The organism is Nocardia sp. NPDC049149 (assembly GCF_043197455.1).
Classification (GTDB): Bacteria; Actinomycetota; Actinomycetes; order Mycobacteriales; family Mycobacteriaceae; genus Nocardia.
This window is the reverse complement of sequence record NZ_JBICTD010000003.1, coordinates 583935-610052: the sequence shown is the minus strand read 5'-3', so window position 1 is coordinate 610052 and position 26118 is coordinate 583935. Positions and strand designations below refer to the sequence as shown.

The following is a 26118-nucleotide window of genomic DNA, read 5'->3' as shown; positions in this document are numbered from 1 at the left end:
GGAGACCGTTCGGAGTCTCCCGTTCCGCCGATCGGTAGTGCCCGCCGAGCTCAGCGCCCGCTTCACGGCTCGATGCGGTCGAGTAGCCAGCGCGGGCCGACGGTCGTTGCGCCGAGCGCTTCGACGCGGTCACGGAGTCCGCGATCCGCGGTCACCACGGTGATCGACCGCTGTGGATCCGCGCCGATCGCCGCCGCGACCACGTCGACGATCGCGTCGTCTCCGGAACCGTCCGCCGCCACCACCCGCAGCCCGCCGAAATCCGCATCGGCCGCGTCCGTGACCGCGGCCCGCGCCGCCCCCTCGAGCACCACAACCACCTCACTGGGTTGATCCAGCCGCTGACCCACTGTGGTCAGCTGGACCAGCAACCGCCGTGCCGCGCCCGCCCGATCACGCCACCACCCGTCGGGCCGCGACCCGACCACATTCGCGGCATCGACCACCACCAGCGCAACCCCGTCATTCGCCACGTACTCAGTCTCCTCCCGGCACCGGCGGGTCTACCGCGGCGACCGTCCCGAGCGAATAATGACCGAAGTGTGACGCGCAGGCCGGACGGGATTTTCCTGCTCGGCGCACCCGTTGTACGGGGAGCCGATATGAGGAGGTCATGTGGCCAAGGAGTACAACAGGAATCCCGCGGCGGTCGCCGCACTCTCGCCCGAGCAGTACCGCGTCACCCAGGAGAACGGGACCGAGCGGGCGTTCACCGGTGAATACTGGGACAATCACGAGCCTGGTCTCTACGTGGACGTGGTGTCCGGTGAGCCGTTGTTCGCCTCGGTCGACAAGTTCGACAGTGGTTCGGGCTGGCCGAGTTTCACCAAACCGGTGGACGCGGAGAACGTGGTGCAGAAGCGGGACTTCAGTCATCTGATGATCCGCACCGAGGTGCGTTCGGCGCACGGCGGCAGCCATCTGGGGCACGTCTTCACCGACGGTCCCCGCGCGGAGGGTGGCCTGCGGTACTGCATCAACTCGGCGGCGCTGCGGTTCGTCCACCTCGACGCGCTGGAGGCGGAAGGCTATGGGCAGTACAAGGCTCTTTTCATGAAGGAGGACGTGTGACGGACACGCGAAAGGCGATTCTGGCCGGCGGATGCTTTTGGGGCATGGAGGATTTGATCCGTAGGCAGCCCGGTGTGCTCTCGACGCGAGTCGGCTACACCGGCGGCAGCAACGACAACCCCACTTACCGCAACCATCCCGGCCACGCGGAGGCCGTCGAGATCGTCTACGACCCCGCGCAGACCGACTACCGGGCGCTGCTCGAGTTCTTCTTCCAGATCCACGATCCGACGACGAAGGACCGCCAGGGTAACGACATCGGCACCAGCTACCGCTCGGAGATCTTCTACACCGACGAAGATCAGAAGCGGGTTGCCCTCGACACCATCGCCGATGTCGACGCCTCCGGTCTGTGGCCCGGCAAGGTGGTCACCCCGGTGACGCAGGCCCCCACCTTCTGGGAGGCCGAGCCGGAACACCAGGACTACCTGCTCCGGTACCCCGACGGCTACACCTGCCACTTCCCGCGTCCCGGCTGGAAGCTGCCGAAGCGGCAAACCACCGCGTAGTCGGCGGACGTCGAGTTCGCCTCGGTGCTCAGCAGTGCGGTCAGGGTCAGGCCGAAAGTCTCTCTCGGGTGCGACGGCGACGCGAAACGCGCGTCGCCGGCGCATCTGGTGAGGTCGAGGCCCGCACCGGCGCTCGAATACGTTACCGCTCAGTTCATTTCGGTGCCGGTGTAGAAGGCCGCGGTGCGTTCGTGTGCGGCCTGCGCTGCGTCGTCCGGCATCCCCGCCGTGCGCGCCTGCTCGGACCACCGGCGGCTGCTCTCGGTGATGAAGCGTTTGGCGTCGGCCGTGTGCAGCCACCCGGAGGACTCCAGCGGCGTGCGCGCGCCGGTGCTCTGGTAGTGGCCGAGGCCGGCGAAGCCGAGTTCCCAGCCGACGCCCAACGCGCCGGGTCCGAACTCCGACCAACGTGCACTGTCGATTTCGCCGCTGTGCGTCAGCGTCATCCTGGTCCGGTCGGGGGACTCCGCGGTGAGCCGTACCTCGATGCGCGAGGTTTCGCCGCCGAACTCCCAGGTAGTGGTGAATCCATGGGGTCGATCGCAGCTTTCGACGGTGCCGCTCGCATTGTCCTGCACCAGGAACCGTCCGCCGACGCGCAGCTCACCGGTGACCGGTGCGAACCAGCGGGCCAGCCGTTCGGTGGAGGTGCACGCGTCCCAGAGATCGTCGATGTCCGTCGCGTAAACCTGGCTCAATCCTAGTGTGGCACTGACTGTTTCGCCGTGCTCATCAGTCTTCAACGTACGATCGAGGGCGTCGAGCTGTTGATCGGTGTCCATGGTCGGCTCAGTCATTCCGGATTCCCTTCATCGTGGTGTTGCGCGCGAATGCGCTTGCCGCGGGCGATCTCGGTGTCCAGTGCCGCCATCCGGGTCGTCCAGAAGTGCCGGAAGTGCTCCAGCCAACGGTCCACCTCACGCAGTGGTGTCGTGTCGACAACGTAGAGCCGTCGCGCTCCTTCTGCTCGCACGGTGGCAAAGCCGTTCTCGCGCAACACTTTCAGGTGCTGGGACGCTGCGGGCTGGCTGATCCCGAACTCCTCGTGTGCGACCGCGGCCAGCTCGCCTGCGGTCCGTTCACCCTCGGCGAGCAGCTCGAGCAGTCGCCGCCGCACCGGATCCCCGAGAACATCGAACGCGTGCATAACTCAATACTTAAGGCTGTGCTTATATAAGTCAAGACCGAATATTGAAACCGGCGAGCGCACGCACCGCCCTCGGGGGAGTCAGCGGGGTGGTTGGCTCATGTCGCGGTTGTGCTGGGGGAGTTCGATGCTGATCGGCATGCGGAGTTCGGCCAGGTAGAGCAGGGCTGCCTGGCGGAGGAATTCGTCGAAGAGCCAGTAGGCCTCCGGCGCCAGTGGGACGACGGGGAGCAGGCCCTCGCGGACCGCGATGAAAGGACCCCAACTCACTCTGAGCAGCGGATCCCAGACCGGTTCCCGCGGGATGGCCAGCCCGTCGGCGATCGGATCGCCGAGCAGGAAGCGGGTGAAGGCGCCGAGCACCGGCTTGCTCAACACCGTGAGGTCGATGTTCATGCCGAGCCGCAACAACCGGTCGGCCAGTGCCGCACCCTCGGGAGTCGGGGCCAGAATCGGGTCGAGGACCTGAGTCGCTTGAGAATTGGCCTCGCCCCACGAGTTGGGGATGTACTCGTCGCGGATGCCGAGCAGGTGCGCACACACCTGCCACGAGTGCAGGAATGCGTCGGACTCGTGCGCCGGAATAGGCACGCGCCAGGCGGTCAGGTGCTTCATGACGGTCGTCGGCAAGCTGTGCCAGGTCACCATCATGTCGTTCTGGCTGATCGGAATGTGCTCGTTGGCGGCGTACACCCAGTGCGGGGACTGCGGAAGCAGATGGCGAACGGCCGCGTGCACCAGCCGGGTCTTCACACACGTCACGACCATCTCGCCGTCGGGCGCATAGGCATTCGCGGTGCCGATGTCGTAGCCGAGCTTCGCGGTCTTGGAGATCCGGTCCTTCAGATCATGACCGCCCTTGGAGTAGTAGACCGCCCGCGCTTCCTTCGGAATGACCGTGCTCATCATACCGCTGGCCAATCCGTACAGCACGCCGAGATACAGCCCCCGCTTCTTGGTGAATTCGACCGAGGTGCCCAGCTTGCCCGGATCGGCCCACTGCGGCAGCTGCCGCGCGTACTCCATGAAATCCCTTAACTCCGTGGGCAATTCAGCGGGAAGCGGCTGTCCGTTCCTGGTCCACGTCCGCAGCGATTCGTTCACCCTCGATACCTCGCCACGCTCGATCAGCCCGGCCACCAAGGGATCTGCCTCCGCATCCCACACCCCCATCGGATCGACCCCGGATCCGGTCCCTGCCACCGACCCGCCGGGTGACCAGGTCCACGGTTCCGCCCGTCCGGGTGCCACCATCGCCACTGTGCCGAGCGCGCCGAGCACCCCGCCTGCCTTCAACGCGGTACGCCTACTGAGTCCGTCCATGTCGCTACTCCTTGCCGAGCCTGGACACCACCATGTCGACGCACTGCCCGGCCGATAGGTGCCGATCTGCGTCTTGTAGATGGAAGAATAGTGATTAACTTAACAGGCTGACCGGCCTGTCGTCTCGGCTTTGGAAGAACCGCATTGATTCGTGCTTGCCCGGCTGGATGCAGCGCGATTGTCTCTGTCTAACGCGATCTTTGCTTGCTTTTGTGGGGTAGGCGCTGCTGGGTGCTGTTGGATCGCAGGTGTCACCTGAGGGTGCCGGGTGATTTGGTGTCAATGATAATGATCGATAACTTGGCTCAACTCTGCTTCCATCGCAGGAGGTGGTAGCGGATGGCGACGGCGATGCCTGCGGCAACGATGATGCCTGCGAGGGCGGGGTTGAGGTCTTTCGAGAGGCTCGGGGCGCGGTCGGGGCCGATTGCCCAGAGGGCGAGGGCGGTGCCGTAGGCCGTCGCGAGGGCGGCGGCCCACCGGCGGAGGGCGTGGAGGTGGGCGTTGCGCAGCGTGCCGATCAGCACGAGCGCGACCGGGACGATGGCGACCATGGCGAATTGGCCGATGATCAGAACGGGTACGGCCCAGGCGGAAATGATGACCGATCGCGCGGCGGGGTGGCTGGTACGGCGCGACATCGTGGTGGGCACTGCCTGCTCCTGCTGGATATCAAGCACGGTTCTCTCCTGTTCAACGGCCACTTTCGGCTTTGAGTTAGCATCACTTGCTCTAGTTAGAGGTTATAACTGGAATGAGTGAGCGTCAATAGGGAAAGTGATAGGCTCTAACTAACCTTCGATGGCGTTGCATGGATTGGGAGAGCTGATGGCAGACACCGGTGGGAAGACGCCGCGCGAGCGCTACCGGGACCAGGTGCGCGCGGAGATCAAGCAGCACGCGTGGGAGCAACTGGCGACGACGGGTGTTTCCGCGTTGTCGCTCAACGCGATCGCCAAACACATGGGCATGAGCGGCCCCGCGCTCTACCGGTATTTCGCCAGCCGCGACGAGCTACTCACCGAGCTCATCCGCGACGCCTACCGCAGCCTGGCCGACACCGTCCAGGCCGCTGCCGAATCCGGTTCGGACATCACCGGATTGGCACTCGCCTTCCGAGATTGGGCGCTCGAAGACCCGCACCGGTACTTCCTCGTCTACGGCACGCCCGTGCCCGGCTACCACGCACCCGACGACACAACGAAGATCTCGAACGAGATCATGACGGTGCTGATCAACGCGCACGCCGCGCAGGCGGTCGACAAGCAGGCAACGCCGTTCGACGCGCACCTGGACCACCACCGGGACTGGGCGGGCGGCCATCCGGCGTCGACCGCGACTCTCCATCGGGCACTGTCCTTTTGGACGAGAGTGCACGGCGTGCTCTCCCTCGAACTCGCGGGCCATTTCGCCGGAATGGGATTCGACCCAGCCCTGCTGTTCGCCGACGAAGTCGCTGACCTCGTGACGCCGGCGCAGGGTTGACCATGCCGTAGCGGCACGGTGTCCACTACGGACATGGCACTACCGAAACTGCTCACCGTGGCCGACCTGTTCGACTCACCCGTCCGTGCGGCGGCGTCTGTCTCACCCGACGGAACCAGGATCGCCTATCTGGCGCCGTGGCAGCACCGGCTGAATGTGTGGGTGCAGGACCTGGACGCCGCCGCGGCGCCCCGATGCGTGACCGCCGACGACAAGCGCAGTGTGGTCAGCTTCGAATGGACCGACGATCCGCGCTGGCTGCTCTACCTGCAGGACAACGACGGCGACGAGAACTGGCACCTGTACCGGGTCGACCTGGAGAGCCCGGAGGCGGGCGCGGTCGATCTCACCCCGTTTCCCGGCGCGAAGGTCTTGACCTTCGACCTGCCCCGCGGCAGGCCGGGCACCGTGATTCTCCAGCTGAACAGCAGGGCGGTCGCGGAGTTCGACATCCACGAACTCGACCTCGGCACCGGTGCCCTCACGCTGCTCGCACAGAACCCGGGCCGCGGCGGTAGCTGGCTCTTCAGCGACAACGGCGACCTGTACTTCTCGGCGATGACGACCGACGGCGACCTCGAATTCTCCCAATGGGACGGCGGCACAGGCACATTGCGTACGATCGTGGTGTTCGACGGCGCCGACTACCCGGTCGGCGTCAACCCGCTGCAGCTCACCCCCGACGGCACCGGCGTGTGGATCGGGTCCAATCGCGGCACCGACCGGACCCGCTTGGCCAGGCTCGACCTGACTACGGGCGAGCAGACCGAGGTCGACAGCCATCCGACCTTCGATCTCGACCCGCGCAGCGGGATTTCGCCCGGCTACCCGTCGGCGCTGATCCGCGATCGGCGGACGGGCGAGCTGATCGGTGCACGCTATCTCGGTGCGCGACAGGTGATTCACCCGCTCGAGCCGAATTTCGCTGCGGTGCTGGCGAATCTGACGTCGTTGTCCGACGGCGACCTCGGCGCGTTGTCCTCCGACGCGAGTGGCACGCGGTGGATCGTCAGCTTCGAGCACGATCGTGACCCCGGCGCCACCTACTACTACGACCATGCCACCGGCGAGAGTCGCCTGTTGTTCCGGCCCTTTCCGGACCTGGACCCAGCCGTGTTGGCCCCGATGACGCCGGTCACTGTCACCGCGCGCGACGGGCTTGCACTCCCGTCGTATCTGACGCTCCCGGTCGGCGTGGCACCGACCGACTTGCCCTTGGTCCTGATGGTGCACGGCGGCCCATGGGCGCGCGACAGCTGGGGCTACGACCCGGCAGTGCAACTGTTCGCCAATCGTGGATATGCGGTGCTACAGGTCAACTTTCGCGGTTCGACCGGCTACGGCAAGGCGCACGTCAACGCCGCCGTCGGTGAATTCGCGGGCAAGATGCACGACGATCTCATCGATGCGGTGAATTGGGCTGTCGCACAGGGATACGCGGACCGTGATCGAGTCGCCATCTTCGGCGGTTCCTACGGCGGCTATGCCGCGCTGGTCGGAGTCTGCTTCACCCCCAACGTCTTTGCCGCAGCCATCGATTATGTCGGGATTTCGAACCTGGCGAACTTCCTGCGCACCGTGCCTGCCTTTTCCCGGCCGTTCCTGGTCAACAACTGGTACCGCTTCGTCGGCGACCCCGGCGACCCGGCGCAGGAAGCCGACATGCTGGCTCGGTCGCCGATCAGCCGAACCGACGACATCCGCACCCCGTTGCTGGTTGCGCAGGGCGCCAACGATGTTCGCGTCGTCCAAGCCGAATCCGACAATCTCGTCAAGGCGCTCCGCGCGCGCGGTGTCGAGGTCGAGTACCTGATCAAGGACGACGAAGGCCACGGCTTCCTGAACCCGGAGAACGCCATCGACCTCTATCGCGCGATCGACCGATTCCTCGCCGAGCATCTCGGCGGTCGCCAGGATCCGGATTCCAGACCTCGCGGCGCTTGACTGTGCCGTAACGGCATAGTGTCGACTGACGGCATAGGTATCCGATGCGGAAAGGAGTGATCGTGGGCTGGAGTACGCGTGAGCTGGCCGAGCTGGCGGGCACCAGCCTGCGCACGGTGCGGCACTACCACGACATCGGATTGCTCGCCGAGCCCGAACGCCGCGCCAACGGCTACAAGAGCTACGGCGTAGCGCACCTGGTCCGGGTGCTGCGGATCAAACGCCTTACCGGGCTCGGTCTCTCGCTCGCGCAGATCGCCGAGATGGACGATACCGACGCGCAGCCGGCGGCGGCGCTACGCGAACTCGACGCGGAACTCGCCGAAACCATCGACCGGCTCCAGCGGGTCCGCGCCGAGATCGCCCAGGTCCTGAGCAACCAGGCGGCGATCGACCTGCCGTCCGAATTCGCCACGGCGGCCGCCGATGTGGTGTTGTCCGGCGCCGACCGATCACTCATGTTCGTCCTCGCCCGGCTGCTCGGCCCGGACGGAACGCAGGCGATGACCGCGGCGCTGGCGAACTATCCGAGCAGCCGGGCATTCGCTGACTTGCCCGCGGATGCCGACGAGCAGGCGCGCGCGGACCTGGCGAAGCGGATGCTGGTGGACACCAGGCAGATGTACGCCGATCACCCCCACGTACGGAACTTGATCGCCGACTCGCCACGCGGTCAGCAGTTCGCCGCGAATACCCTCACCGAAGCCTTGTTCGACCTGTATAACCCGGCCCAGATCGATGTCTTGGTCCGCGTCGGGAGTGAACTCCCGACGCCCGCGGACCTGGACCGGCCGTGATCGACCGCTTTCAGCTCACCGGAGCCGAACCTCGGCGGTGGCGAGGCCGAAGATCTTGCGCCCGGCCGACTTCGCGACGAGGACGATGACCGCGGTCTTCGTCTCGGGGTCGAGAGATTTGATGCGGCCGGTGAATTCGACGCTGCCGACGGTATTCGATTCGACGACAGTGTAATTCGACAGTCGAACCGCGTACCGGGTCATGGCGCCCGGGTCGCCGAGCCATTCGGTGAGGAAGCCTGCGCCGAGCCCCATCGTGAGCATCCCGTGCGCGATGACATCCGGGAGCCCGGCGAGCGGTGCGACGCTGTCCGCCCAGTGGATCGGGTTCGCGTCGCCGGCCACGCCCGCGTAGTTGACCAGATCACCGCGAGTCAGGGTCGCGATCCGCGGCGGAAGCTCGGTGCCGACGGTGGCGTCGTCGAATCGGATCGCGGTGCGGGGCACCCGCGTTCGGGTCGCCTGGGACAGGTGCAGCCCGGCGTCCGGTGCGCTACCGCCATTCGTCTCGGCGACCTTGGTCCGGGAGGGAACTTCGATGCCGTGCATGACCACTCGTTTGACGGCGTCGCTGATGCCCGCGTCGACCTCCTCGCCGGTGACACCGACGACGGTCGTGTGCATGACCTGCACCACCTCGCCGGTCTGGTCGGTGAAGGTGTTCTTGACGGTGAGCAGATCCCGGCCCGCGATCCGCCGGACCGACTCCAGCTCGACATCGCTGACCAGCCGGTCGCCGGTGACCACCGGCTTGTGCATCTCGAAGACCTGATCGGTCTGCACGAACACGTCATAGCCGGTGATGACGGTTTCGAAGAGCCTGCGGTTGGCCAGCATCGCGGGGATCGAGACGAAAGTGGTCGGCATGACCAGTCCGCTGTAGCCGAGCGCGTCGGCGGCATCCTCGCTCCAGTGCGCCGGATGGAAATCCTGCACGGCGCGCGCGTACTCGCGGATCTTCTCCCGCCCGACCTCGTAGTAGTCGTCGACTCGGTAGTGATGTCCCACCAACGACTCCATGTGCCCGACCGCGTCCAACGTCGCTTCCATTGAGCTGCCTTCCTGGTCTCGGCCCCCGGTGAACCGGAACTGTGCAGTGCCAACGACAGACGCATTCGGGTCGCCTCGTTGTGACACTGCGCCACAACCTATCCGCTGGACACATCAAGCACCCAGGGTGGGTGCGGCTTTTCTGGTCGGCGGGAAGCAGCAGAACGCCCCCCGGCGCGCTGCGGATCGCGCCGAGGGACGTTCTGTCATTCGGTGTTAGTGGTTCGAGTTACCGGATCAGACCTCCCTTGTAGGGGGCGTCCTTCGCGCGCTGCGGGGCAGCGGCCTTCGTCTCGCCTGCCTTGCCGGGCGGGTTGTCGCTGAAGGCGTAGGTCGCGACCGAGAAGGCGATCGCGCCGGTGTTCACCCGCAGCGCCTTCTCGTTGATGTTCTTGGTGCTGTCGCAGGCCGAGTGGTAGCAGGCGTCGTAGGCCTTGCCCGCCTCGCCGCCGAACATCTTCGCCTGTTCGGGCGTCTTGATGCCCTCCGCGCCGGTGAACAGACCGCCTGCCGGGATCCCGACCGCGATGAACGGGCCGTAGTCCGAGCGGCCGTCGAACGGTGTGGTGATGTGCGGGAGGCGCAGGGTGTCGAAGTAGCGATCGAAGTTCTTCTCGATCTCCGCGGAGCCTGCCGGTCCGCCTTCGCTGCCGTCATAGATCATGTACGCGTAGTTCGGCGAACCGATCATGTCGAAGTTGAGGTAGAGCCCGAGCTTCTTGCGGTCTGCCTCGGACAGGCTCGCCACGTAGTGCTCGGAGCCGAGCAAGCCGAGCTCCTCCGCGCCCCACCAGGCGAAGCGGACCTTGTTCTTCGGCGTGAACATGGCCGTCTGCAGCGCGACCTCGAGCAGGCCTGCGCTACCGGAACCGTTGTCGTTGATGCCGGGTCCCGCGAGCACCGAGTCCAGGTGCGCCCCCGCCATCACGACCTTGTCCGCGTTGCCCTTCTTGGTCTCCGCGATGACGTTACTGGTTGTGCGCGTGGTGCTTTCGGTGTCGGTCTTGAGCCGGACGACGACGTTGGCCGTCGTCGCGAGTTCCTGGCCGATGGCGAAACTCGTGCCGACCACCGGCAGGGTGAAGCCCGGTCCGCCGAGGGTTCCGGTGAAGGTGTCGGTGCGTCCTGGCTGTCCCTCGTTGAAGATGATCACCCCGGATGCCCCTGCGGCCTGGGCATTCTTGGCCTTGTCGGCGAAGGGGCAGGTCCCGCGCTGGAGCAGCGCGATGTTGCCTGCTTTGAAGCCGGCGAAGTCGGTGGCCTCGCAGCCGGAGGTCGAGCTCGGCGTCGGCGTCGGCGGCAGCGTGAGGTCAATAGCCTGCACCGCGGCCTTGGTGTCGCCCGAGCCCGAATAGGTCAGGGTCGCAAAGTCGCCGAGCGTACTGCTACCGGGCGGGGTCGGCTTGTAGGTCTTGGCGTTGGGGGAGATTTGGTCCATGACCCCCGTCGACTTTTCCTTGAAGAACGGGAAATCGAATTTTTGCACCGTCACCTGATAGCCTGCGCCACGCAGCTTTTCGGCCACATAGTCGCGGGAGGCGTCGAAGCCTGGCGTGCCTGCGGCACGGGTTCCGTTGTGTGCGTTGGCGATCGACTGAAATTTGTCGAGGTGGCGTTTGATGTTCGGCACCTGGACCGAGTCGACTAATTGTCGCTCGGGCGCGGCGCTTGGTTCCGAGTGTGCCGAACCCGCGAACACGAGCGACAAAACAACGGGTAGCGCAGTGGCGGCGGCAATTACATGGCCGGCTCTGGCGCGGCAGGAAATGCGGGGCATGACGGCTCCTCCAAAGGGACGGTTGAATCCCGATGGTCGGAGATTAAGCCGATCCGACGCCTTCGTAAAATCCCACTTGAACACAGTGGGAACCAGTTATCGCAGTTCTCGACAACGATTTTCGCCGTTCGGTTCCGGTGACCGGGATCGACGATGGGGCGCCGGATCCGAACGGCCGTACGGTGGGGCAGGTTCCGACGATCGGCCGACGACTGTCGGGGAAGGAGGAGTCGCTCGGCGTGCGCTTCTACCTCGTGGGCAGCGCAGCGCGGTGGTCACCACTTGAGTGGGAACTGAGTGCGGAAGCGCTTGCCCGCTAACGTGATACGCGCAATCTCCCGACCCGCTTCACCCACGGATGGTTTGACCTGGACCTGATTTGTCCCACCGCTACTCTTCTGCCTGATACCGGTCGCCCAGTGCTGGTTTGTGTAGCTATGAAAGGTTTTCAGTTCTATGCGTAAGTTCAATGCAATTTCTGCCGGAATTGTCACCGGCGCCATGTTGGGGGCTCTCGCGTTGCCTGCGGTTACCGCGACCGCACAGCCTGTTCCGGTCACCGGCAGTGTGTCGGTCGAGCCGGTCGTGCAAAACACGGATGAGTCCAGTCAATTGGGTACCGGATCGTCGTTCTCCGGCCCAGGACTAACGGGGTCGTCGACCACCGGGTCGTCGGGTTCGTTCGGGTCGTCGGGAAGCAGCTCTGGTTCCGCGGAAGGCGCCGGGGGCATCCTCGGCCGGCTTCTCCGCGGCATGCTGACCGGCTCCTGATACTCAGAGAAGAAGGCATCTCGTGCTCGCCAACAAAGAACCCGACGACCAGGATCCCGAGGCAACCGAAGTCATCAGCATTCCCGATGCTGGCGAAAAGGTCGGGCCCGGTGTGGATTCCACGGACACGGCGGCACCGTTGGACGAGCAGGCCTGCGACGACGCGACTTCCGACCAGGAGGTCGCGTCGCCGTTCGTGCGGACGTGGCGGCGCGTCACCGAGTATGTGACCACCGGTGATGCGCGCAGACACCTTCCGTACGCCGCGGTCGCGGCCGTCGTGATCGTCGCGTCGGCCGGGGGAGCGATCGCGATGGGAAACAAATCGGGCAGCGACGGATTGGGCAACACCGCGTCGTCGTCGGGGACGCAGAACTTCGGCGATCTCTCGCAGCTGCTGCACGGCAGCATGACGAGCACCACGTCGCTCGAGTCGAGCCTTACCAGCGTGGTCACCGAAACAACCAGTGACGCACCGCCTCCCGCCGCAGACCCGAACGCTTCGGTCGATGGCACCGGCCCGATCGCCCCGGAAACCGTGACCGTGACGGAGACGGCCTCGGCCGAGCCCATCACCAGCGCCACGGAGACCACCGAAACCAGCACGGTCCCGACCGAGACCACAACGACCACGGTGACGGCCACCTCCAGCCCGTGGACGTTCCCCAGTTTCTCGATCACCGGCGGCATTTCGATACAGCCCGACCCCGACCCGTGGGGCAGCAGGCCGTCCACCGTCACCGTCGTCGTCCCGAGCTGGCCGACAACACCGCGGACGTCCACGGTCACCGTGATCGTCCCCGCGACCACCACGGCCACGACCACACCGAAAACGATCACGGTTACCGTGACCGTCCCCGCCAGCACGACGGCGACCACGACGACAACGTCACCGGCGAAGTCGTCCAGCCCGGCGCCGACCAGCTGCGCTACCGCATCCGTGGCCAAGACACCAACGGGGACACCGACAGTCGCGCACGTGCCGACGACGACAACGACACCGTCGCGCACGACAACCCCGACGTCGACGACAACTCCGACATCGACTTCGACGAAGCCGACCACCACCCACGCATGCAAGTAGACGGTGTGTCCGACAACTGCCGCCTTGATCTCGGTTCGTGAACTACACCGCGACTCAACCACTTACACCAAATGTGAAGCCCTGACGAGGAAAACTCGCATATTGGACGCAGATCTCGGCCGAGATATCGAACATTCGGCCAACTTTCGCGCGACAGGCCGCTCATGTGGGTCACGGTTCAGTAAATGTGCCGCAATGGTTGAACATTCATGCTTAGGTGCATGCGAGGAGCGGGACAGTGACCCTGTGGGTGTCATGCGAGAGGACGAACAATGTCAGGTTCGGAGTCAGCGGAGTTCGACACAACCAAGCCGAGTATTGCGCGCGTCTACGACGCGTTACTAGGCGGAAAAGATAATTTCCCTGCCGATCATGCGGTCGTCGAGCACCTTGCCGAGACGGTGCCCGAGGTCGCGGAGGTGGCCAAGGTGAACCGGGCGATGCTCGGTAGAGGCGTGCGCTATTTAGCGGGCGTGGCAGGGATTAAACAATTCCTCGATCTCGGCGCCGGATTGCCGACCATGGAGAACACCCATCAGGTGGCGGGGGCGCTGCAGCCGGAGGCGCGCGTCGTCTATGTCGACATCGATCCGATTGCGTTGGCACACGGTCGAACTCTGGTGGCGGGCGAGGAGCGGACCACGGTCGTCGCGGCGGACATGCGGGTGCCCGCGGCGGTGCTGGCCGACCCGGACGTCCAGCGGACGCTGGATTTCGCGGAACCGGTGGCGGTGCTGCTCGTCGGCATCCTGCATCACCTGCACGACGACGAAGACCCGGCAGGCATCGTCGACCAGTATCTCGCCGCCGTGCCCGCGGGCAGCTACGTGTTCATCACCCACTTCTGCGACTCCGGCCCGGAGGCACGCGAGTTGGAGAAGTCGTTCCTGCAATTGCTCGGCACCGGCCGCTTCCGCACGGAGGACGAGATTCTCGGGTTGTTCCGCGGCCTCGACCTGGTCGAGCCCGGCCTGGTCTACCTGCCCGAATGGCACCCCGACGGCGAGGTGCCGAGCTCGTTGAGCATCGGACAGCGGTTGATGGTCGGCGGTATCGCGCGCAAGGCATGAACCCCACGCACACCCGGATCACCCGGCACCCAGTGCGGAATGAATGGGGCGACGGGCGATCCGGATTCGTGCGTGCTCCCCGGGGCGGCTCGTGGCTGGTGGGACGGCGCGGTCAGCGGATGGCGGCGACCAAGGCGTCGGTCACCGAGCGCCACGCGATGCCCGCCTCCAGGAAGCCGGCCTCGCGCAGCTGCGCGATGTGCCATCCCGCCGGATGTTCCTCACCCTTGACGTGAGTGCTCATGATCTCGCGGCTGGCCGCGACCTCGGCCGCGAGCTGCGGGTCGGCGGCGGCCGCAACCCACCAGTCCGCCCAGTCCATGCTGCCCGCGCGGGTCACCCGCTGCTGGTGTGCCTGCTGCACGGTCTCGTCGATGGCGTTGAGCAGCGGCGTTCCCGGCTCCGGCATGTGATCGGCGTTGAGGAAGATGCCACCGGGGCGCAACAGTTTGCCGAGGTCGCCGTAGAGCCGCGCGAGCGGTTCGGCCTTCAGCCAGTGCAGTGCCGTCGCGGTGACGATCGCGTCGAAGGGTTCGTCGGGCAAGCCGGACATCCAGTCGGGCGATTTGATGTCGGCGGTCACGAACGTCATCCGCGGGTCGCCCTCGAACGAACCGCGGGCGATCGCGAGCAGCGCCGGATCCCGATCCACCCCGACCGACCTTGCCTCGGGCAGCCGCGCGAACAGCCGGTGACTGATGGTCGCGGTGCCGCAGGCCAGGTCGAGCACCCCGGGCGCATGGCCGCCGACCGCCTCGACCAGCTCGATCATCACCCGGAACCGTTCCTCGCGGTCGGGCATGTAGAACTCCTGCTGCCGGTCCCAACTGTCCTGCCACTGCTCCCAGTTCACGACGCCTCCACATAAGTAGGAATTGCTATTCGGTGCTGTCGCATAGTTCGACACCCGACGTGAGCGTGTGGTTTCACCGTCCGGGCGCGGCGCATAAATCCTCGGTAAACGAACAGCCGGGGGAACAATACCTGTCGAATGCCGACAGTTGCGTGTGCTCCGAGCGCGTCGCATGTCGGCAGCCGAATGCGTAGCGTTTTCGGGTCGAAACCCGCAACGGCACAGTATTCTGCCAACAACTTGTTGCTCAACGCTCCTACCTGGCACGATCCCCGCTTCTGGCACCGAGGTGCGGCTGAGGAGGTCTGGTGAGCTATTCGGACGGTCGGCGGCTGGCAACACTCGGTGCATTGATTTCGGTGGTGCAGCTGACGCAAGTCGCGATGTCGACGACCAATTACGCGGTAATGGGCACACTCGGTGTGCGCCACATCGCCGCAGGTGGCCTTGTGCTGCTGTTGTTCAACCAGATTCGCAGCATCTGCGTCGGCGTGATCACCGGCACCGAGAATCTCGTCGCGATCGCGGTGAGCAGCGCCGAAAAACGTGAGGTGACACCGGATTCCGACCTCAGGGCGGTGCTGCGATCGAGCTTCGCGATCGCCACGGTGTCCGGCGTGCTCGGCGGACTGCTGCTGATCGGGTTCGGCTGGTCGCTGCAATGGCTCGGCCAGGACGCGGCGGTGCTCGACGCGGCGCGACCGATGATCGTGGCCTTGGCGCCTGCGCTGCTGCCGTACTTGTGGTTTCAGGTGTTGCGCCTGTACACCATCGGCATGCAACGCGCCCAGGTCGCGTCGATGGTCTCCGTCGGCGCCGCGCTGCTGAACCTGGTGCTCGTGCCGTGCCTGGTCTACGGCTTCGGCCCGCTACCGGCGTTGCGACTCACCGGCATCGGCGCCGCGACGTCGGTGGTCTTCCTGCTCACCGCCGTGGTGTTCTGGCTTCTTGTGCGCCGCGATCCGGCACTGAATGTGGCGCTGTCGGTGCGGATCTGGCCGGTGCGCTGGCCGGACGTGCGTGCCCAACTACGGCTCGGCGCCCCGATCGCACTGACCTTCGGCTCCGAGGCGGGCATCTTCTCGGTGCTCGGCTTGGTGATCGGCACGTTCGGGGCGGCAACACTGGCCGCGCACAACGTCGTCAGTCAGGTCGTCTACGTCGTGCTGCAGGCGGCGGTCGGACTGTCGCACGGCGCCTCGATCCTGTTGAGCCGTGCGGTTTTCGGTGGGGCGTACCGGCAGGCGCACGCCTTGACCTGGCTGGCGGTGCGGCAAGCCGCGGTGATTCCGGCGCTGGCCGGGCTGCTGTATCTGCTCGCCCCCGATTGGGTGCTTCGCTGGTTTCTCGACGGTGCGGAGTCGGCGGCGACACTGCGGATCGCGCACACGTTTCTCTGCGTCGCGGTCGTGCTCCAATTCTTCGACGCCGCACAGACTCTCGGGGTCGGCCTGCTGCGCGGTCTGACGGAGACCGGCGTCGGCTTTCGCGCATCGTTGCTCGGCAACTGGGTGGTCGGGCTTCCGGTCGCGCTGCTGCTCACCTTCCCCCTCGGTCTCGGCGCGATCGGCGTCTGGTTGGGTCTGACCGCGGGCCTCGCCACCGCCGCGATCCTCATGGTGAATGACACGCTCGCCCGGCTTCGCGGGTATCTCGAGGCCGACGGGTTGCCGCAGCGGGCCGCCTCCCGTATCTCTGAAACCCGCTGACCTGCCTGAGGGCGGACTCTCGCGCGGTATCTCCGAGCAAACTCGAGAGTTCCGCCCCCGATCTAATGAAACGCGTTCTAGTTTAGGGGTTCGTGGTCGGACCGGAAGGGACGGGGAATGTGATGGCGCAGGTTCTGGAGCGCATCGCGCAATACGCGGACGAGATCAGCGCGGCAGGCGTCGAGGGCGACAAGCTGATGCGCTTGCCTGACACCGTGGCCCAGCGGCTGCGGGAGTCCGGCGCCATCCGGATGCTGCAGCCGAAGCAGTACGGCGGTCTCGAAGTGCACCCGCGCGAGTTCGCCGAAACCACCATGGCGATCGGCGCGATGGACGGCGCCGCCGGGTGGATTACCGGCATCGTCGGGGTACATCCTTGGGAGCTCGCGTTTTTCGATCCTGCGGCCCAAGACGAGGTGTGGGGTGCCGACCCCGACACGTGGATGGCCTCGCCGTACGCGCCGATGGGTATCGCGACTCCGGTCGACGGCGGATACCAACTCAGTGGCCGCTGGTCGTTCTCGTCCGGCACCGACCACTGTCAGTGGGTGATGATCGGCGCCGCCGTCGGCGACAAGCACGGCAAGCGGCTGCTGCCGCCGCAGATGCTGCACGTGCTGCTGCCACGCAGCGACTACGACATCGACCAGGACAGTTGGGATGTCGTCGGCCTGCGCGGCACCGGAAGCAAAGACCTGATCGTCAAGGACGCCTTCGTTCCCACCCACCGGACCATCGATGCGTTGAAGGTCTTCGAGGGCACCGCGCAGAAAGAATCGGGTCGCACCGAGACGCTGTACCGGTTTCCGTTCTCCTGCATTTTCCCGCTCGGCATCACCTCGTCGCTGATCGGCATCGCCGAGGGTGCGTTGGCCTGCCACCTCGCCGCACAGAAATCGCGAATCACGGTGGCGGGCACCGCGATCAAGGACGATCCCTACGTGCTGTTCGCGATCGGCGAGGCCGCCGCCGAGATCGCGGCATCCAGGGCCGCGATCCTGGAAACGGTGGACCGGTTCTGGGACATGAGCGAGAAGGGGCAGGACATCACCTTCGAGTTGCGCGCCATCGGTCGACGCACGCAGACCGCCGCCGCATGGCGGGTGGTCCGCGCCGTCGACGAGATCTTCGCCCGTTCGGGTGGCGGTGCCCTGCAGATGAAGACGCCGCTGCAACGATTCTGGCGCGACGCGCACGCCGGACTGGCGCACGCGATCCACGTGCCCGGCTCGATCTTCCATGCTTCGGCGTTGACTCAGCTCGGCGGTGAACCGCAGGGGATCTACCGCTCGATGATCTGAACGCGGGACGACGCGCATCCGGCAGTGCCGGTCACGGCGCGCAGAGAGCGTTGTCGACGATTGCCGTGATGTGCTGTGTGGGCTCGGCGGTTTCGGGGACCTCGTTGACGCTGATCGTGATCGCGCGGCCGTCGGTGGTGACACCGCCCCTGGTCTCGAAGCCGTCGATGTCGCCGCCGTGGCCCCAAGCGTCTTTGCCGCAGGAGAGATGACGGAGCATCAGGCCGAGCCCGTAACCGGCGGTCGATCCCGGAATCGGCAGGGGGACGGTCGTTTTCATCTCAGCCAGTTGGGCAGGCGGGAGTAGTTCACCGTTCAGGAGGGCGGTGAAGAAGTGATTGAGGTCAGCACCGGTGGAGACGAGTGCGCCCGCCGCGCCTGCCGATGTCACGTTCTGCTCCGTGGAGTCGATTCGGGTGCCGTCGGTCGTGCGGTAACCGCGGGGATGGGGGCCGCGGATCCCGGTTTCGTCAGGGTCGGGGTAGTAGGTGTCGCGCAGGCCGAGTGGCTCGATGATGCGGTGAGTGAGCTGCGCGGCGAGGGTGTCTCCGGTGATCTTCTCGATCACCATGCCTGCGATGGCGTAGTTGGTGTTGGAGTACGCCCATTGCGTGCCTGGTTCGAAATCCGCGGGTGCGGTGAGCGCGTTGCGCACGACTTCGGCGATGTCCACCTTGCCCCATCGCACGCGGTCGGTGTACATGTCGAGCTGTCCCGGCTTGGGGGTCACGCCGAACTCCGCCGCGTACTCCGGTAGTCCGCTGGTGTGCTGCAACAGGTTTCGGATGGTGATCCGATGTCCATCGATGCCGGGGCCTTGCACGACGCCAGGGAGATACTGCGCCACCGGCGCATCGAGCGCGACCTTGCCCTCGGCTACCAACTGCAGCATGACGGTCGCTACGAAAGGCTTTGTGTTGCTGCCGATTCGCACGCGGGCGTCGTCCGGGAAGGGGGTGCCGCGCTCGAGATCGCCTGCGCCCGCGGCGGCGCTCCAGACCTGACCGTGCTCGGTGATCACGGCTTGGGCGCCGGGCAGGTGGTCTTCCGTGATCAACTTGTCGAGGGCTTCGACGATCGCCGCTCGTCCAGTGTCGGCAGGAGCCTGTTCGGTTTCCGTGGAACTGCACGACGCCATGACAGCTACCGTCGCGCAGGCCACCAGTGCGGTGGCCAACGGTCGACGGCTTACCTTGATGCGCAAAACTCTTCCCTTCGTGGCGGACACTGTCACGCTACGAAGAAGCTGGGTGCCTTTCCCAGGTAGTGACCACCCTTCTTGGTGGTAGTGCTGGCCCCACCGCGGGGCTCATTCCGCTTGTCGCCGCATCTGCGCCGCCAGCCACAACACGACCCCGTACCCGAATGCGACGTCCGCGTTCGAGACCAGCGCGGCGGCCGGAAAGATGATGGCGTGCCGCAATCCGGCGTCGGACAGTTCGCGCAGGTGGGCCAGGATCTCGCGCGGCGTGCCGATCGTGAGCCACTCATGCAGCACCTCGTCGGTGACCTCCGCGATCGCCTCGTACACCTCGGCCTTGGTCAACCGGTGCGGCATCAGATCGATCAGCCCCCGGAAGTCCTCGCCGAAAGGATGTTTCGCACCGCAGCGCGCCCACACCGCGTTCGGCGCCATCAAGCCGAGATAGCGGACCGCAGGGGCGCGCAGCAGTCGCCGGATGCCCGAAGGGATACGTGCGGTGAGCATTTGGATCATCTGCGCAGGCACGATCGCGTCGGGATCGCGACCGGCCGCGCGTGCAGCCGCATGGACTACGCCGAGTCGTCGTTGATACTCCTGCGGCGACACCGTCTCCCACGGATACCAGCCGTCGGCATAACGCCCCGTCAGCTCGAGCATCCTCGGCCCGTGCGCGCCGATCCAGATCTGCGGCATCCGATCCGGCGGTGCCGTCAAATCCATGACTGCCCGGTCGATTCGGTAGTACTTGCCGGCGAAGTCGAGCGATTCCGGCGCGGTCAGCGCCGCACGAAGCACCTGCAGCGCCTCCTCGAAACGATCGACCGGCCGATTCCAGGCGAACCCGTACGGCTCCAGGTTTTCCCGCTCACCGGAACCGATCCCGAGGATGGGCGGCACCTTCGTCATCTGCGCCAGCGTCAGAAACGTCTGCGCCAACAGCACCGGGTGCCTGCGATGCGGATCGGTTGCCCCGACCCCTATCTGCACTCGCCCAGCACCGGCCGCCAGATGGCCGAGCAGCGGCGCGAAATCCAGCTGCTCGTCCGGGCTGCGCACCACCTTCGCCTGCGGCGTGAAATCGGTGTCCCAGATGGACTTCGGAAACACGCTGATCAAATGATCCGGCGTCAGCACCGAATCCAGCCGCCCGAGCCGAGCCATCCGCACCAAGAACCGCGTGCCGCCGACCGGCGGATTCCCACCGGCAAGCGTGCCAACCGCAAACGGTCGCTCCTTGATCGAGTCCGCCACAGTGGTCTCCTTTCGACCGCCTGCCCCGCTCCAGGCGCCCACCGATTATCCCGTCGCCTTGCGCTCGCGTCCGGTGATTCCGCCGCGTAGATCACAATGCGCAGGATCGAGCACGACGTCGTCGGAGCGACCGCTCCACCTTCTGAGTCGGTCTTGTCGCGCTACGTGCGGAAGGATTTGGTGACCAGGCGGCGGGCGACGCGGGCCGCCATCAGCGTGGAAATGCCTGCGGGGTCTTGTGGGTCGTAGCCGGTGAAGTCGGCGATGCGGGAGAGTCGGTAGGTCACCGTGTTGCGATGGATGTAGAGGGCGCGGGCGGTGGCGTTGTGGTTGAACTGGTTTGCCACGTACTGGTCGAGGGTGCCGACCAGGAGCGGGTGGTCGTCGAGCGGATCGAGGATCGCGGCGAGGTTCGGCAGTGCGGCGCCCGTCGTTGCTATCGCGTACTCGAACATCATGTCCTGGCGGCGGCAGACGACAGCGGAAAGGTCAAGGCAGCGTGCGGTTTCCGCGACGATCTGGGCCTCGGCATACGCGCTGGGTATGTCGGCGTGTGCGGCCGCGGTGGCGACGCCGATCCAGAACTGCGGATGGGATCCGTTGTCGCGCAAGTCGAGTCGGGTGACCAGTGCGCCGACCGGGTCGTCATGGTCGTTGGGGCCGAGCGGGACCAGCGCGGTCCAGCCGCCGCGATCGCGGTGCAGGAAGGCGCCGGGCACCTTGCCGATGCGAGAGCGCAGACCGGTCAGCGTGCCCGGCGCCGACTCGCCCAGGCGGATGACCGCGACGAGGAAGGCCTCCGCCAAGGTCACCTCGTGGTCGCGGGTCCATTCGCTCGGATCCCGCCCGGCGAGCAGCGCGGCGGCGATCTCGTTCTGCTCCAACAGATCCCACCGAGGTTGCCGCGCATCGTCGACCAAGGCGATCGCGATGCGTGACATGACCAGGCTCGAATAGTTGGTGAGCAGCAAGCCGAGCTGCGGGATGAGTGGGTGATCGCCCGCGTCGATCGCCGGCATCAGCTGCGACCAGAAGAAGCCGATGCCGACGCGATAGTTGCTCAGCACCTCCGCGAGCGGCATACCGTCCCTGACCAGCTTCATGGCCCGCTCGATCAGGGGAAGGGTGTCGTGCTCGGAGGGTTCGACGTTGTCGACGGCGTAGCGGAAGAACAGTTCGAGGTTCAACCGCGCGCTCGGCACGAAATCGGCGACGAACAGCGACGCGGGCAGCGCGTCGTACGGCGGAACGTCCACGCGGACCTGGTCGGTCAGCGCGATCGCGCGCGCCCGGATGGCGGCGATCATCGCAGGCCATCGGTCCGGTCCACTGTTCAGTTCGCCGGTCGGGGGGATGTGCGTCATCGGACTCCCGCCTCTCGGCACAAACTCCTGCGGAGGATACGCGGTCCTTCCGCCCGGCGGCACCCCCGCGTGCCGCCGGGCGAAGTATCAGCTACCGGGGAACCCCGGCGGCAACGGCTGGAAGTCCGCCTTGAACTTCGGGCCGGGTGGCAGCCCGCGCAGCACCGCGCTGGTCCAGGCGACCGCGGGCGGCCAGCCGGTCACCGCGTTGGTGATGTGCTCGGGCACCGGCACGGTGTAGAAGCGCAGATCCGCGCCGCGCTCCCAGTACGAGTTCACCGTCGGCAACACCACCGAGGGCGGGATCAGCTCGTCCCACATGCCGTGCCACCACAGCACCGGGGTGTCCGGGATGTGCTGGCCGAGGCTGTTGTCCTGCAACACCTTCAGGATCTCCGGCGAGGTCTCCAGCGACCGGCCCGGCTGGTAGTAGTCGCTGAGCGGCCGGTAGACGCCCGACAGCGCGATGGTCGCATAGCAGCGGCTCTGGAAATCCCGGAGCAACCGCTGTCCTTCGTCGTTCAGCAGATTCTCCGGCCGGAACACGTCCGGATACTCGCGAGCCAAGCTGGCCAGGCCGAGCCACATCGTGAAGTTGCTGGTGCCGGTCAAGCCGGGCTGCTCGCGTGTCGCGTAGGAGGCAATCCCGACCAGGTTGCCTGGCGTGCCGCCGATCGAGGTGCCGAGGATCCGCACATCGGGGGCGTAGGTCGCGCGCAACTCGGCCGCGCGAATGGATCCCGATCCGCCGCCGGAATACCCGTAGAGTGCGATACCCGAATCGGTGAGACCGAGTCCGGCGTCGTTCTTCATGGCGCGCAAGCTGTCCAGCACCATTTTGCCTTCGGCGTAGGTGTTGAACGTGTTGAACTTGCCGTCGAAGTCGGGCACGTTGATCGCGAAACCCTGCGTCAGCCAGTACACCGCGAGCGCGGCTTCCTTCATGGTTCCGGTCTGCAGCGTGTACGACGGATTGCACGCCGAGTCGGTGGAGTCGATCGCCTCCTGGAACGACAGCACCGGCCGCGGGCTGCCTGACCACGGAATACCCGGCACGATGACCGTCGTCGCGGTGACGATCGGGTTGTCGTGCACGTCGTTCGACCGGAACAACAACTGCTTGGTGTACACCGGGAACGGGATGCCGAGCAGCCGAGTCTGCACCTCGCGGGAGCGCACGATCTGGCCGGGCTGATACGAATCCAGGTTCTCCGGATCGTTGTACCAAGGATCCTCACGCGGCGTCGGAATCGGCAGCAGGTCGTACAGTTGCGGTTCGGTCGGCAACTGCGGCAACTGATTTCGGTCCGGCGGGAAGGTCGGATAAGGGGGATCGGCCGCAGCCACCCCCGCGCCGCCCACCGCCACCAACGCCGACATCGTCAGTACGACGAGTCGACGCAGTCGAGACTTGCCCACGTGATCCTCCATCAGCATCGTTGCTCTATCGCCCAGGTCACACCGGCAAGGCGACAGGATCATGCTCACAGTCCGAGGCGGCAATGCGCTATCGACATAGTGCTGATAGCTCAGACAGTGACTTAGTGCATATGCATTGTTGCGCAGGTCTTCGACGTGGTAATCGACGGCGAACCCCACCGTTCGGCAGTCGCATCTGCACAGATCGGTGGGGTTGCAGTGCTCGAGCAGGTTGGCCCGGATCAGACAGGGACGCCGCCGTAGGTCCTGCGGTACTTGGCCTCGAGGAACGACAACAGGCCGAAGGCCATCAGGCTGAGGGAGATCAGGATGAGCAGCCACGGGCCGAACGCCATGCCCGCGAAATCGCGCAGCACCGCATCGATGCCCTTGGCCTCGGCGGGGTCGTAGTTCATGGCCGCGACCACGGCGGCGATGCCGATGCCGATGACGATCGCGCCGCGCGCGAGATAGCCGATCCGGCCGAGCCAGACCGCGGCCCGGCGCGCGCCGTAGGTCATCCAGCCCATGCGGAGGTCGTCGACGAAGCTGAGCCCGAGGCCACGGATCGTCTGCCAGATCCCGAAGGCGATGATGGCGAGACCGATCAACAGGACGACCACCTGACCGCCGTCCCAACTCAGGATGCGCGCACTCAGATCACGCGCGATCGCGTCGCTCGGCTTCGGTGTCCGGCCGTGCACCACAAACCGGAACGTGCCCAAAAAGGCCAGGGCATAGACGATTCCGGAAACCACGGCGTAGGCGCGCTGCCCGCCGGAGTACGTCCGCCGCGCACCGGCGACCTGAGCGATCCGCCACACCACCAGCGCGGCGAACCCGAACACCAGAATCCACAGCAGCAGATACCCGAACGGCTTGCCCGCGATCGCCGCGAGCACACCGCCGCCGTCCGGTTCGTGCTCGGCCGTTCCGATTGCCAGCATGAATCCGAGGATGCCAATCACCAGGTAGGCGATGCCGCGCGCGATGAACCCGAAGCGCGCAACCGCTTCCAGCCCACCCGAACTCGCGGATCTGCGGTCGTAGTCAGAGTCGCGGCGGCCCCAGCCGCGGTGTCCGCCCGACCGTCCCCATCCGCCGGACCGTCCCCACCCGCGTCGCGCGGTGCCGACCCGATCATGTCGCCGATACCTGTTCGTACTTCGGAAAATGCTCATGGTTCCTCATTCCTTCACCGCCCGTAATGCCCACTCGGTGGCGATTCACACGGTGCGGGTGGTTCGCGGCGCCCGATCGGGGTAATTCCTCCGCACCACAAGGAGGTTCACCATGATGGCTATAGCTGCCGCCGTTTCTTTCGGTCTCGCGCTGATACTCGATCTGACGGACGAGACCGTCGGCGACATCATCACCGCAGGCACCCTGACCACGCTCGGCCTGCTGCTGATCGCCCTGCACCTGGCGGGCGTCGGCACCGGGACCCGCTCGTTGAGGTGGCGCCGCACCCGAAGGTGACCGGATCTGTCCCCATGCGGCACAATCGCTCAGCCGAAGCCAGCAGCTGCGGAACCAAGGATGCGCGAACGTGGATGGGGTCTCATGATCGACGTGATCATCACCGGCGGCGGGCCGACCGGAGTGATGCTTGCCTGCGAGTTGCGATTGCACGGCGTGCACGTGGTGGTGCTGGAGCAGGCGCCGGAGCCGACCGTGCAGGCCCGGGCGCTCGGCCTGCATGTGCGCAGCATCGAGGTGATGGACCAGCGCGGTCTGCTGGAGCGCTTCCTCGAGTTCGGCACGAAGTACCCGGTCGGCGGGGGCTTCGCGGGCATCAAGACGCCGACGCCGGAGCGACTGGACACCGCGCATCCATGGATTCTCGGTATCCCGCAACACATTACCGAGCGTCTGCTGACCGAGCGTGCCATCGAACTCGGCACCGAGATCCGGCGCGGCGTCGAGCTGGTCGGGTTGAGCCAGGACGACACCGGAGTGACCGCCGAGCTGGCCGACGGCACCCGGCTGTCGGCGCGCTACCTGGTCGGCTGCGACGGTGGCCGCAGCACCGTGCGCAAGCTGCTCGACATCGGCTTCCCCGGTGAGCCGGCCACGGTCGAGTGGTTGCTCGGCCATGTGGAGGTGACCGCGTCTGCGGCGGAGCTGGCCGCCGTGGCCGCCGACATCGGCACCAGCCTGCTGCGGTTCGGACCCGTGCCCTACGAACAGGACGTGTACGGCTTCGTCATGCGCACCGAGGACGTGGCCGAAGACCGCACGGTCCCACCGACATTCGAGGAATTCACGCAGCGGCTGCGCGAGATCGCAGGCACCGATTTCGGCGCGCACGCACCGCGCCGGATCGCGCGCTTCGGCGACGCCACTCGGCAGGCCGAGCGCTACAGCAGCGGCCGCGCGCTGCTCGCGGGCGATGCGGCGCACATCCATCCGCCGTTGGGTGGGCAGGGCCTCAATCTCGGTATCCAGGACGCGTTCAACCTCGGCTGGAAGCTGGCGGCCGTGATCAACGGGTCGGCGCCGGCGGATCTGCTGGACAGCTATCAGGCCGAACGGCATCCGGTGGCCGCCGACGTGCTGAACACCACGCGCGCCCAGTCCCTGCTGATAACTCCCGAGCCAGGGCCCCAGGCGGCGCGTCGGCTGGTGGCGGAGCTGATGGACTTCGATGTGGTGAACCGGTATCTGATCGAGAAGCTCACCGGTATCGGCATCCGCTACGACTTCGGCGCAGGGCACGAACTACTCGGCAGGCGGCTGCGCGACATGCCGTTGCGGCGCGGACGCCTCTACGAACTGATGCACGGAGGTCGTGGACTGCTCCTCGATCAGACCGGCCTCCTTTCGACGGCAGGATGGGCGGATCGCGTGGACCACGTCGTCGACCTCAGCGAGGAACTCGAGGTGCCCGCGATCCTGCTGCGCCCGGACGGCTACGTGGCGTGGGTCGGCGATGATCAGCAGGACCTGATCACGGTGCTGCCCAAGTGGTTCGGCGCTACAGGCTGAG

Annotated in this window: 25 protein-coding genes; 11 read left to right on the top strand and 14 right to left on the bottom strand. The window is 66.1% G+C overall.

Annotation, left to right across the window (positions count from 1 at the left end; translation table 11 throughout):
• Window positions 1–62: 62 nt before the first annotated feature.
• Window positions 63–473 (bottom strand): hypothetical protein, encoded by a 411-nt coding sequence (locus tag ACGFNJ_RS13660; RefSeq protein WP_393446980.1) that lies wholly within the window; start codon window positions 471–473, stop codon window positions 63–65.
• A 142-nt stretch (window positions 474–615) separates the two neighbouring features.
• On the opposite strand from ACGFNJ_RS13660, the gene msrB reads away from it, so the two are divergent.
• On the top strand, window positions 616–1071 hold the full coding sequence (gene msrB, locus ACGFNJ_RS13655; protein WP_393446978.1) for a peptide-methionine (R)-S-oxide reductase MsrB: 456 nt from the start codon (window positions 616–618) through the stop codon (window positions 1069–1071).
• 44 nt (window positions 1072–1115) lie between these two features.
• Window positions 1116–1580: a peptide-methionine (S)-S-oxide reductase MsrA gene (msrA, locus tag ACGFNJ_RS13650; RefSeq protein WP_393447834.1), complete on the top strand. Its 465-nt coding sequence runs from the start codon at window positions 1116–1118 to the stop codon at window positions 1578–1580.
• Window positions 1581–1729: 149 nt separating this feature from the next.
• Here msrA and ACGFNJ_RS13645 read toward each other — a convergent pair whose 3' ends face one another.
• From ACGFNJ_RS13645 to ACGFNJ_RS13630, 4 genes are all read right to left on the bottom strand, one after another.
• Window positions 1730–2377, bottom strand: a complete 648-nt coding sequence (locus tag ACGFNJ_RS13645) for an SRPBCC family protein (protein WP_393446976.1) — start codon at window positions 2375–2377, stop codon at window positions 1730–1732.
• Window positions 2374–2727: an ArsR/SmtB family transcription factor gene (locus ACGFNJ_RS13640; protein ID WP_393446974.1), complete on the bottom strand. Its 354-nt coding sequence runs from the start codon at window positions 2725–2727 to the stop codon at window positions 2374–2376. The genes ACGFNJ_RS13645 and ACGFNJ_RS13640 overlap by 4 nt, the downstream gene beginning before the upstream one ends.
• Window positions 2728–2808: 81 nt before the next feature.
• Window positions 2809–4050, bottom strand: coding sequence for an oxygenase MpaB family protein (locus ACGFNJ_RS13635; protein WP_393446972.1), 1242 nt, complete (start codon window positions 4048–4050; stop codon window positions 2809–2811).
• Between the two features lie 305 nt (window positions 4051–4355).
• Complete coding sequence (locus tag ACGFNJ_RS13630; protein ID WP_393446970.1) at window positions 4356–4730, bottom strand: hypothetical protein; 375 nt, start codon at window positions 4728–4730, stop codon at window positions 4356–4358.
• A gap of 148 nt (window positions 4731–4878) precedes the next feature.
• Here ACGFNJ_RS13630 and ACGFNJ_RS13625 point away from each other — a divergent pair, with 148 nt between their 5' ends.
• The 3 genes from ACGFNJ_RS13625 to ACGFNJ_RS13615 are packed head-to-tail and all read left to right on the top strand — an operon-like array spanning window position 4879 to window position 8276.
• Entirely contained in the window at window positions 4879–5535 is a 657-nt protein-coding gene (locus tag ACGFNJ_RS13625) for a TetR/AcrR family transcriptional regulator (protein WP_393446968.1), read from the top strand.
• 33 nt (window positions 5536–5568) lie between these two features.
• Window positions 5569–7479: an alpha/beta fold hydrolase gene (locus tag ACGFNJ_RS13620; protein WP_393446966.1), complete on the top strand. Its 1911-nt coding sequence runs from the start codon at window positions 5569–5571 to the stop codon at window positions 7477–7479.
• A gap of 44 nt (window positions 7480–7523) precedes the next feature.
• Window positions 7524–8276 (top strand): MerR family transcriptional regulator, encoded by a 753-nt coding sequence (locus ACGFNJ_RS13615; RefSeq protein WP_393446964.1) that lies wholly within the window; start codon window positions 7524–7526, stop codon window positions 8274–8276.
• Window positions 8277–8291: 15 nt separating this feature from the next.
• On the opposite strand, the gene ACGFNJ_RS13610 is transcribed toward ACGFNJ_RS13615, so the two are convergent.
• The 3 genes from ACGFNJ_RS13610 to ACGFNJ_RS13600 all read right to left on the bottom strand — a co-directional run bounded on the left by ACGFNJ_RS13610 (window position 8292) and on the right by ACGFNJ_RS13600 (window position 12615).
• Entirely contained in the window at window positions 8292–9326 is a 1035-nt protein-coding gene (locus ACGFNJ_RS13610) for a fused (3R)-hydroxyacyl-ACP dehydratase subunits HadA/HadB (protein WP_393446962.1), read from the bottom strand.
• Between the two features lie 229 nt (window positions 9327–9555).
• Window positions 9556–10956, bottom strand: a complete 1401-nt coding sequence (locus ACGFNJ_RS13605; protein WP_393446960.1) for a M28 family metallopeptidase — start codon at window positions 10954–10956, stop codon at window positions 9556–9558.
• A 921-nt stretch (window positions 10957–11877) separates the two neighbouring features.
• Window positions 11878–12615: a hypothetical protein gene (locus ACGFNJ_RS13600; protein ID WP_393446958.1), complete on the bottom strand. Its 738-nt coding sequence runs from the start codon at window positions 12613–12615 to the stop codon at window positions 11878–11880.
• Here ACGFNJ_RS13600 and ACGFNJ_RS13595 point away from each other — a divergent pair.
• Window positions 12589–12999: a hypothetical protein gene (locus ACGFNJ_RS13595; RefSeq protein ID WP_393446957.1), complete on the top strand. Its 411-nt coding sequence runs from the start codon at window positions 12589–12591 to the stop codon at window positions 12997–12999. The two genes, ACGFNJ_RS13600 and ACGFNJ_RS13595, sit on opposite strands and share 27 nt — an antisense overlap.
• A 231-nt stretch (window positions 13000–13230) precedes the next feature.
• Entirely contained in the window at window positions 13231–14028 is a 798-nt protein-coding gene (locus ACGFNJ_RS13590) for an SAM-dependent methyltransferase (protein WP_393446955.1), read from the top strand.
• Between the two features lie 112 nt (window positions 14029–14140).
• Here the strand turns inward: ACGFNJ_RS13590 and ACGFNJ_RS13585 are convergent, their stop codons facing one another.
• Window positions 14141–14881 carry a class I SAM-dependent methyltransferase gene (locus ACGFNJ_RS13585; protein ID WP_393446953.1) on the bottom strand — a complete coding sequence of 247 codons (741 nt, stop codon included), beginning with the start codon at window positions 14879–14881 and terminating at the stop codon, window positions 14141–14143.
• Between the two features lie 308 nt (window positions 14882–15189).
• Here ACGFNJ_RS13585 and ACGFNJ_RS13580 point away from each other — a divergent pair, with 308 nt between their 5' ends.
• Together ACGFNJ_RS13580 and ACGFNJ_RS13575 are read left to right on the top strand one after the other, a co-directional pair.
• Window positions 15190–16590 (top strand): MATE family efflux transporter, encoded by a 1401-nt coding sequence (locus tag ACGFNJ_RS13580; protein ID WP_393446951.1) that lies wholly within the window; start codon window positions 15190–15192, stop codon window positions 16588–16590.
• Between the two features lie 122 nt (window positions 16591–16712).
• Complete coding sequence (locus tag ACGFNJ_RS13575; protein ID WP_393446949.1) at window positions 16713–17891, top strand: hydroxylase; 1179 nt, start codon at window positions 16713–16715, stop codon at window positions 17889–17891.
• Between the two features lie 31 nt (window positions 17892–17922).
• Here ACGFNJ_RS13575 and ACGFNJ_RS13570 read toward each other — a convergent pair whose 3' ends face one another.
• From ACGFNJ_RS13570 to ACGFNJ_RS13550, 5 genes are all read right to left on the bottom strand, one after another.
• Window positions 17923–19029: a serine hydrolase domain-containing protein gene (locus ACGFNJ_RS13570; RefSeq protein ID WP_393446947.1), complete on the bottom strand. Its 1107-nt coding sequence runs from the start codon at window positions 19027–19029 to the stop codon at window positions 17923–17925.
• Window positions 19030–19200: 171 nt separating this feature from the next.
• Window positions 19201–20346: an LLM class flavin-dependent oxidoreductase gene (locus tag ACGFNJ_RS13565; protein WP_393446945.1), complete on the bottom strand. Its 1146-nt coding sequence runs from the start codon at window positions 20344–20346 to the stop codon at window positions 19201–19203.
• 161 nt (window positions 20347–20507) lie between these two features.
• On the bottom strand, window positions 20508–21710 hold the full coding sequence (locus ACGFNJ_RS13560) for a PucR family transcriptional regulator (protein ID WP_393446943.1): 1203 nt from the start codon (window positions 21708–21710) through the stop codon (window positions 20508–20510).
• Between the two features lie 87 nt (window positions 21711–21797).
• On the bottom strand, window positions 21798–23090 hold the full coding sequence (locus ACGFNJ_RS13555) for a lipase family protein (protein WP_393447832.1): 1293 nt from the start codon (window positions 23088–23090) through the stop codon (window positions 21798–21800).
• Between the two features lie 281 nt (window positions 23091–23371).
• Window positions 23372–24310, bottom strand: a complete 939-nt coding sequence (locus ACGFNJ_RS13550) for a DUF1206 domain-containing protein (protein WP_393446941.1) — start codon at window positions 24308–24310, stop codon at window positions 23372–23374.
• A gap of 112 nt (window positions 24311–24422) precedes the next feature.
• On the opposite strand from ACGFNJ_RS13550, the gene ACGFNJ_RS13545 reads away from it, so the two are divergent.
• Together ACGFNJ_RS13545 and rox are read left to right on the top strand one after the other, a co-directional pair.
• Window positions 24423–24608, top strand: coding sequence for a hypothetical protein (locus ACGFNJ_RS13545; RefSeq protein WP_393446939.1), 186 nt, complete (start codon window positions 24423–24425; stop codon window positions 24606–24608).
• 84 nt (window positions 24609–24692) lie between these two features.
• Complete coding sequence (gene rox, locus ACGFNJ_RS13540; protein ID WP_393447830.1) at window positions 24693–26117, top strand: rifampin monooxygenase; 1425 nt, start codon at window positions 24693–24695, stop codon at window positions 26115–26117.
• Window position 26118 lies beyond the last annotated feature (1 nt).

What these genes read in the sequence shown, in the direction of transcription:
- msrA (WP_393447834.1), top strand. Translation starts at nt 1,116, where the DNA reads ATGGAGGATTTGATCCGTAGGCAGCCCGGTGTGCTCTCGACGCGAGTC.
- ACGFNJ_RS13645 (WP_393446976.1), bottom strand. Translation starts at nt 2,377, where the DNA reads ATGACTGAGCCGACCATGGACACCGATCAACAGCTCGACGCCCTCGAT.
- ACGFNJ_RS13640 (WP_393446974.1), bottom strand. Translation starts at nt 2,727, where the DNA reads ATGCACGCGTTCGATGTTCTCGGGGATCCGGTGCGGCGGCGACTGCTC.
- ACGFNJ_RS13635 (WP_393446972.1), bottom strand. Translation starts at nt 4,050, where the DNA reads ATGGACGGACTCAGTAGGCGTACCGCGTTGAAGGCAGGCGGGGTGCTC.
- ACGFNJ_RS13625 (WP_393446968.1), top strand. Translation starts at nt 4,879, where the DNA reads ATGGCAGACACCGGTGGGAAGACGCCGCGCGAGCGCTACCGGGACCAG.
- ACGFNJ_RS13620 (WP_393446966.1), top strand. Translation starts at nt 5,569, where the DNA reads ATGGCACTACCGAAACTGCTCACCGTGGCCGACCTGTTCGACTCACCC.
- ACGFNJ_RS13615 (WP_393446964.1), top strand. Translation starts at nt 7,524, where the DNA reads ATGCGGAAAGGAGTGATCGTGGGCTGGAGTACGCGTGAGCTGGCCGAG.
- ACGFNJ_RS13610 (WP_393446962.1), bottom strand. Translation starts at nt 9,326, where the DNA reads ATGGAAGCGACGTTGGACGCGGTCGGGCACATGGAGTCGTTGGTGGGA.
- ACGFNJ_RS13590 (WP_393446955.1), top strand. Translation starts at nt 13,231, where the DNA reads ATGTCAGGTTCGGAGTCAGCGGAGTTCGACACAACCAAGCCGAGTATT.
- ACGFNJ_RS13575 (WP_393446949.1), top strand. Translation starts at nt 16,713, where the DNA reads ATGGCGCAGGTTCTGGAGCGCATCGCGCAATACGCGGACGAGATCAGC.
- ACGFNJ_RS13570 (WP_393446947.1), bottom strand. Translation starts at nt 19,029, where the DNA reads ATGGCGTCGTGCAGTTCCACGGAAACCGAACAGGCTCCTGCCGACACT.
- ACGFNJ_RS13560 (WP_393446943.1), bottom strand. Translation starts at nt 21,710, where the DNA reads ATGACGCACATCCCCCCGACCGGCGAACTGAACAGTGGACCGGACCGA.
- ACGFNJ_RS13555 (WP_393447832.1), bottom strand. Translation starts at nt 23,090, where the DNA reads ATGTCGGCGTTGGTGGCGGTGGGCGGCGCGGGGGTGGCTGCGGCCGAT.
- ACGFNJ_RS13550 (WP_393446941.1), bottom strand. Translation starts at nt 24,310, where the DNA reads ATGAGCATTTTCCGAAGTACGAACAGGTATCGGCGACATGATCGGGTC.
- ACGFNJ_RS13545 (WP_393446939.1), top strand. Translation starts at nt 24,423, where the DNA reads ATGATGGCTATAGCTGCCGCCGTTTCTTTCGGTCTCGCGCTGATACTC.
- rox (WP_393447830.1), top strand. Translation starts at nt 24,693, where the DNA reads ATGATCGACGTGATCATCACCGGCGGCGGGCCGACCGGAGTGATGCTT.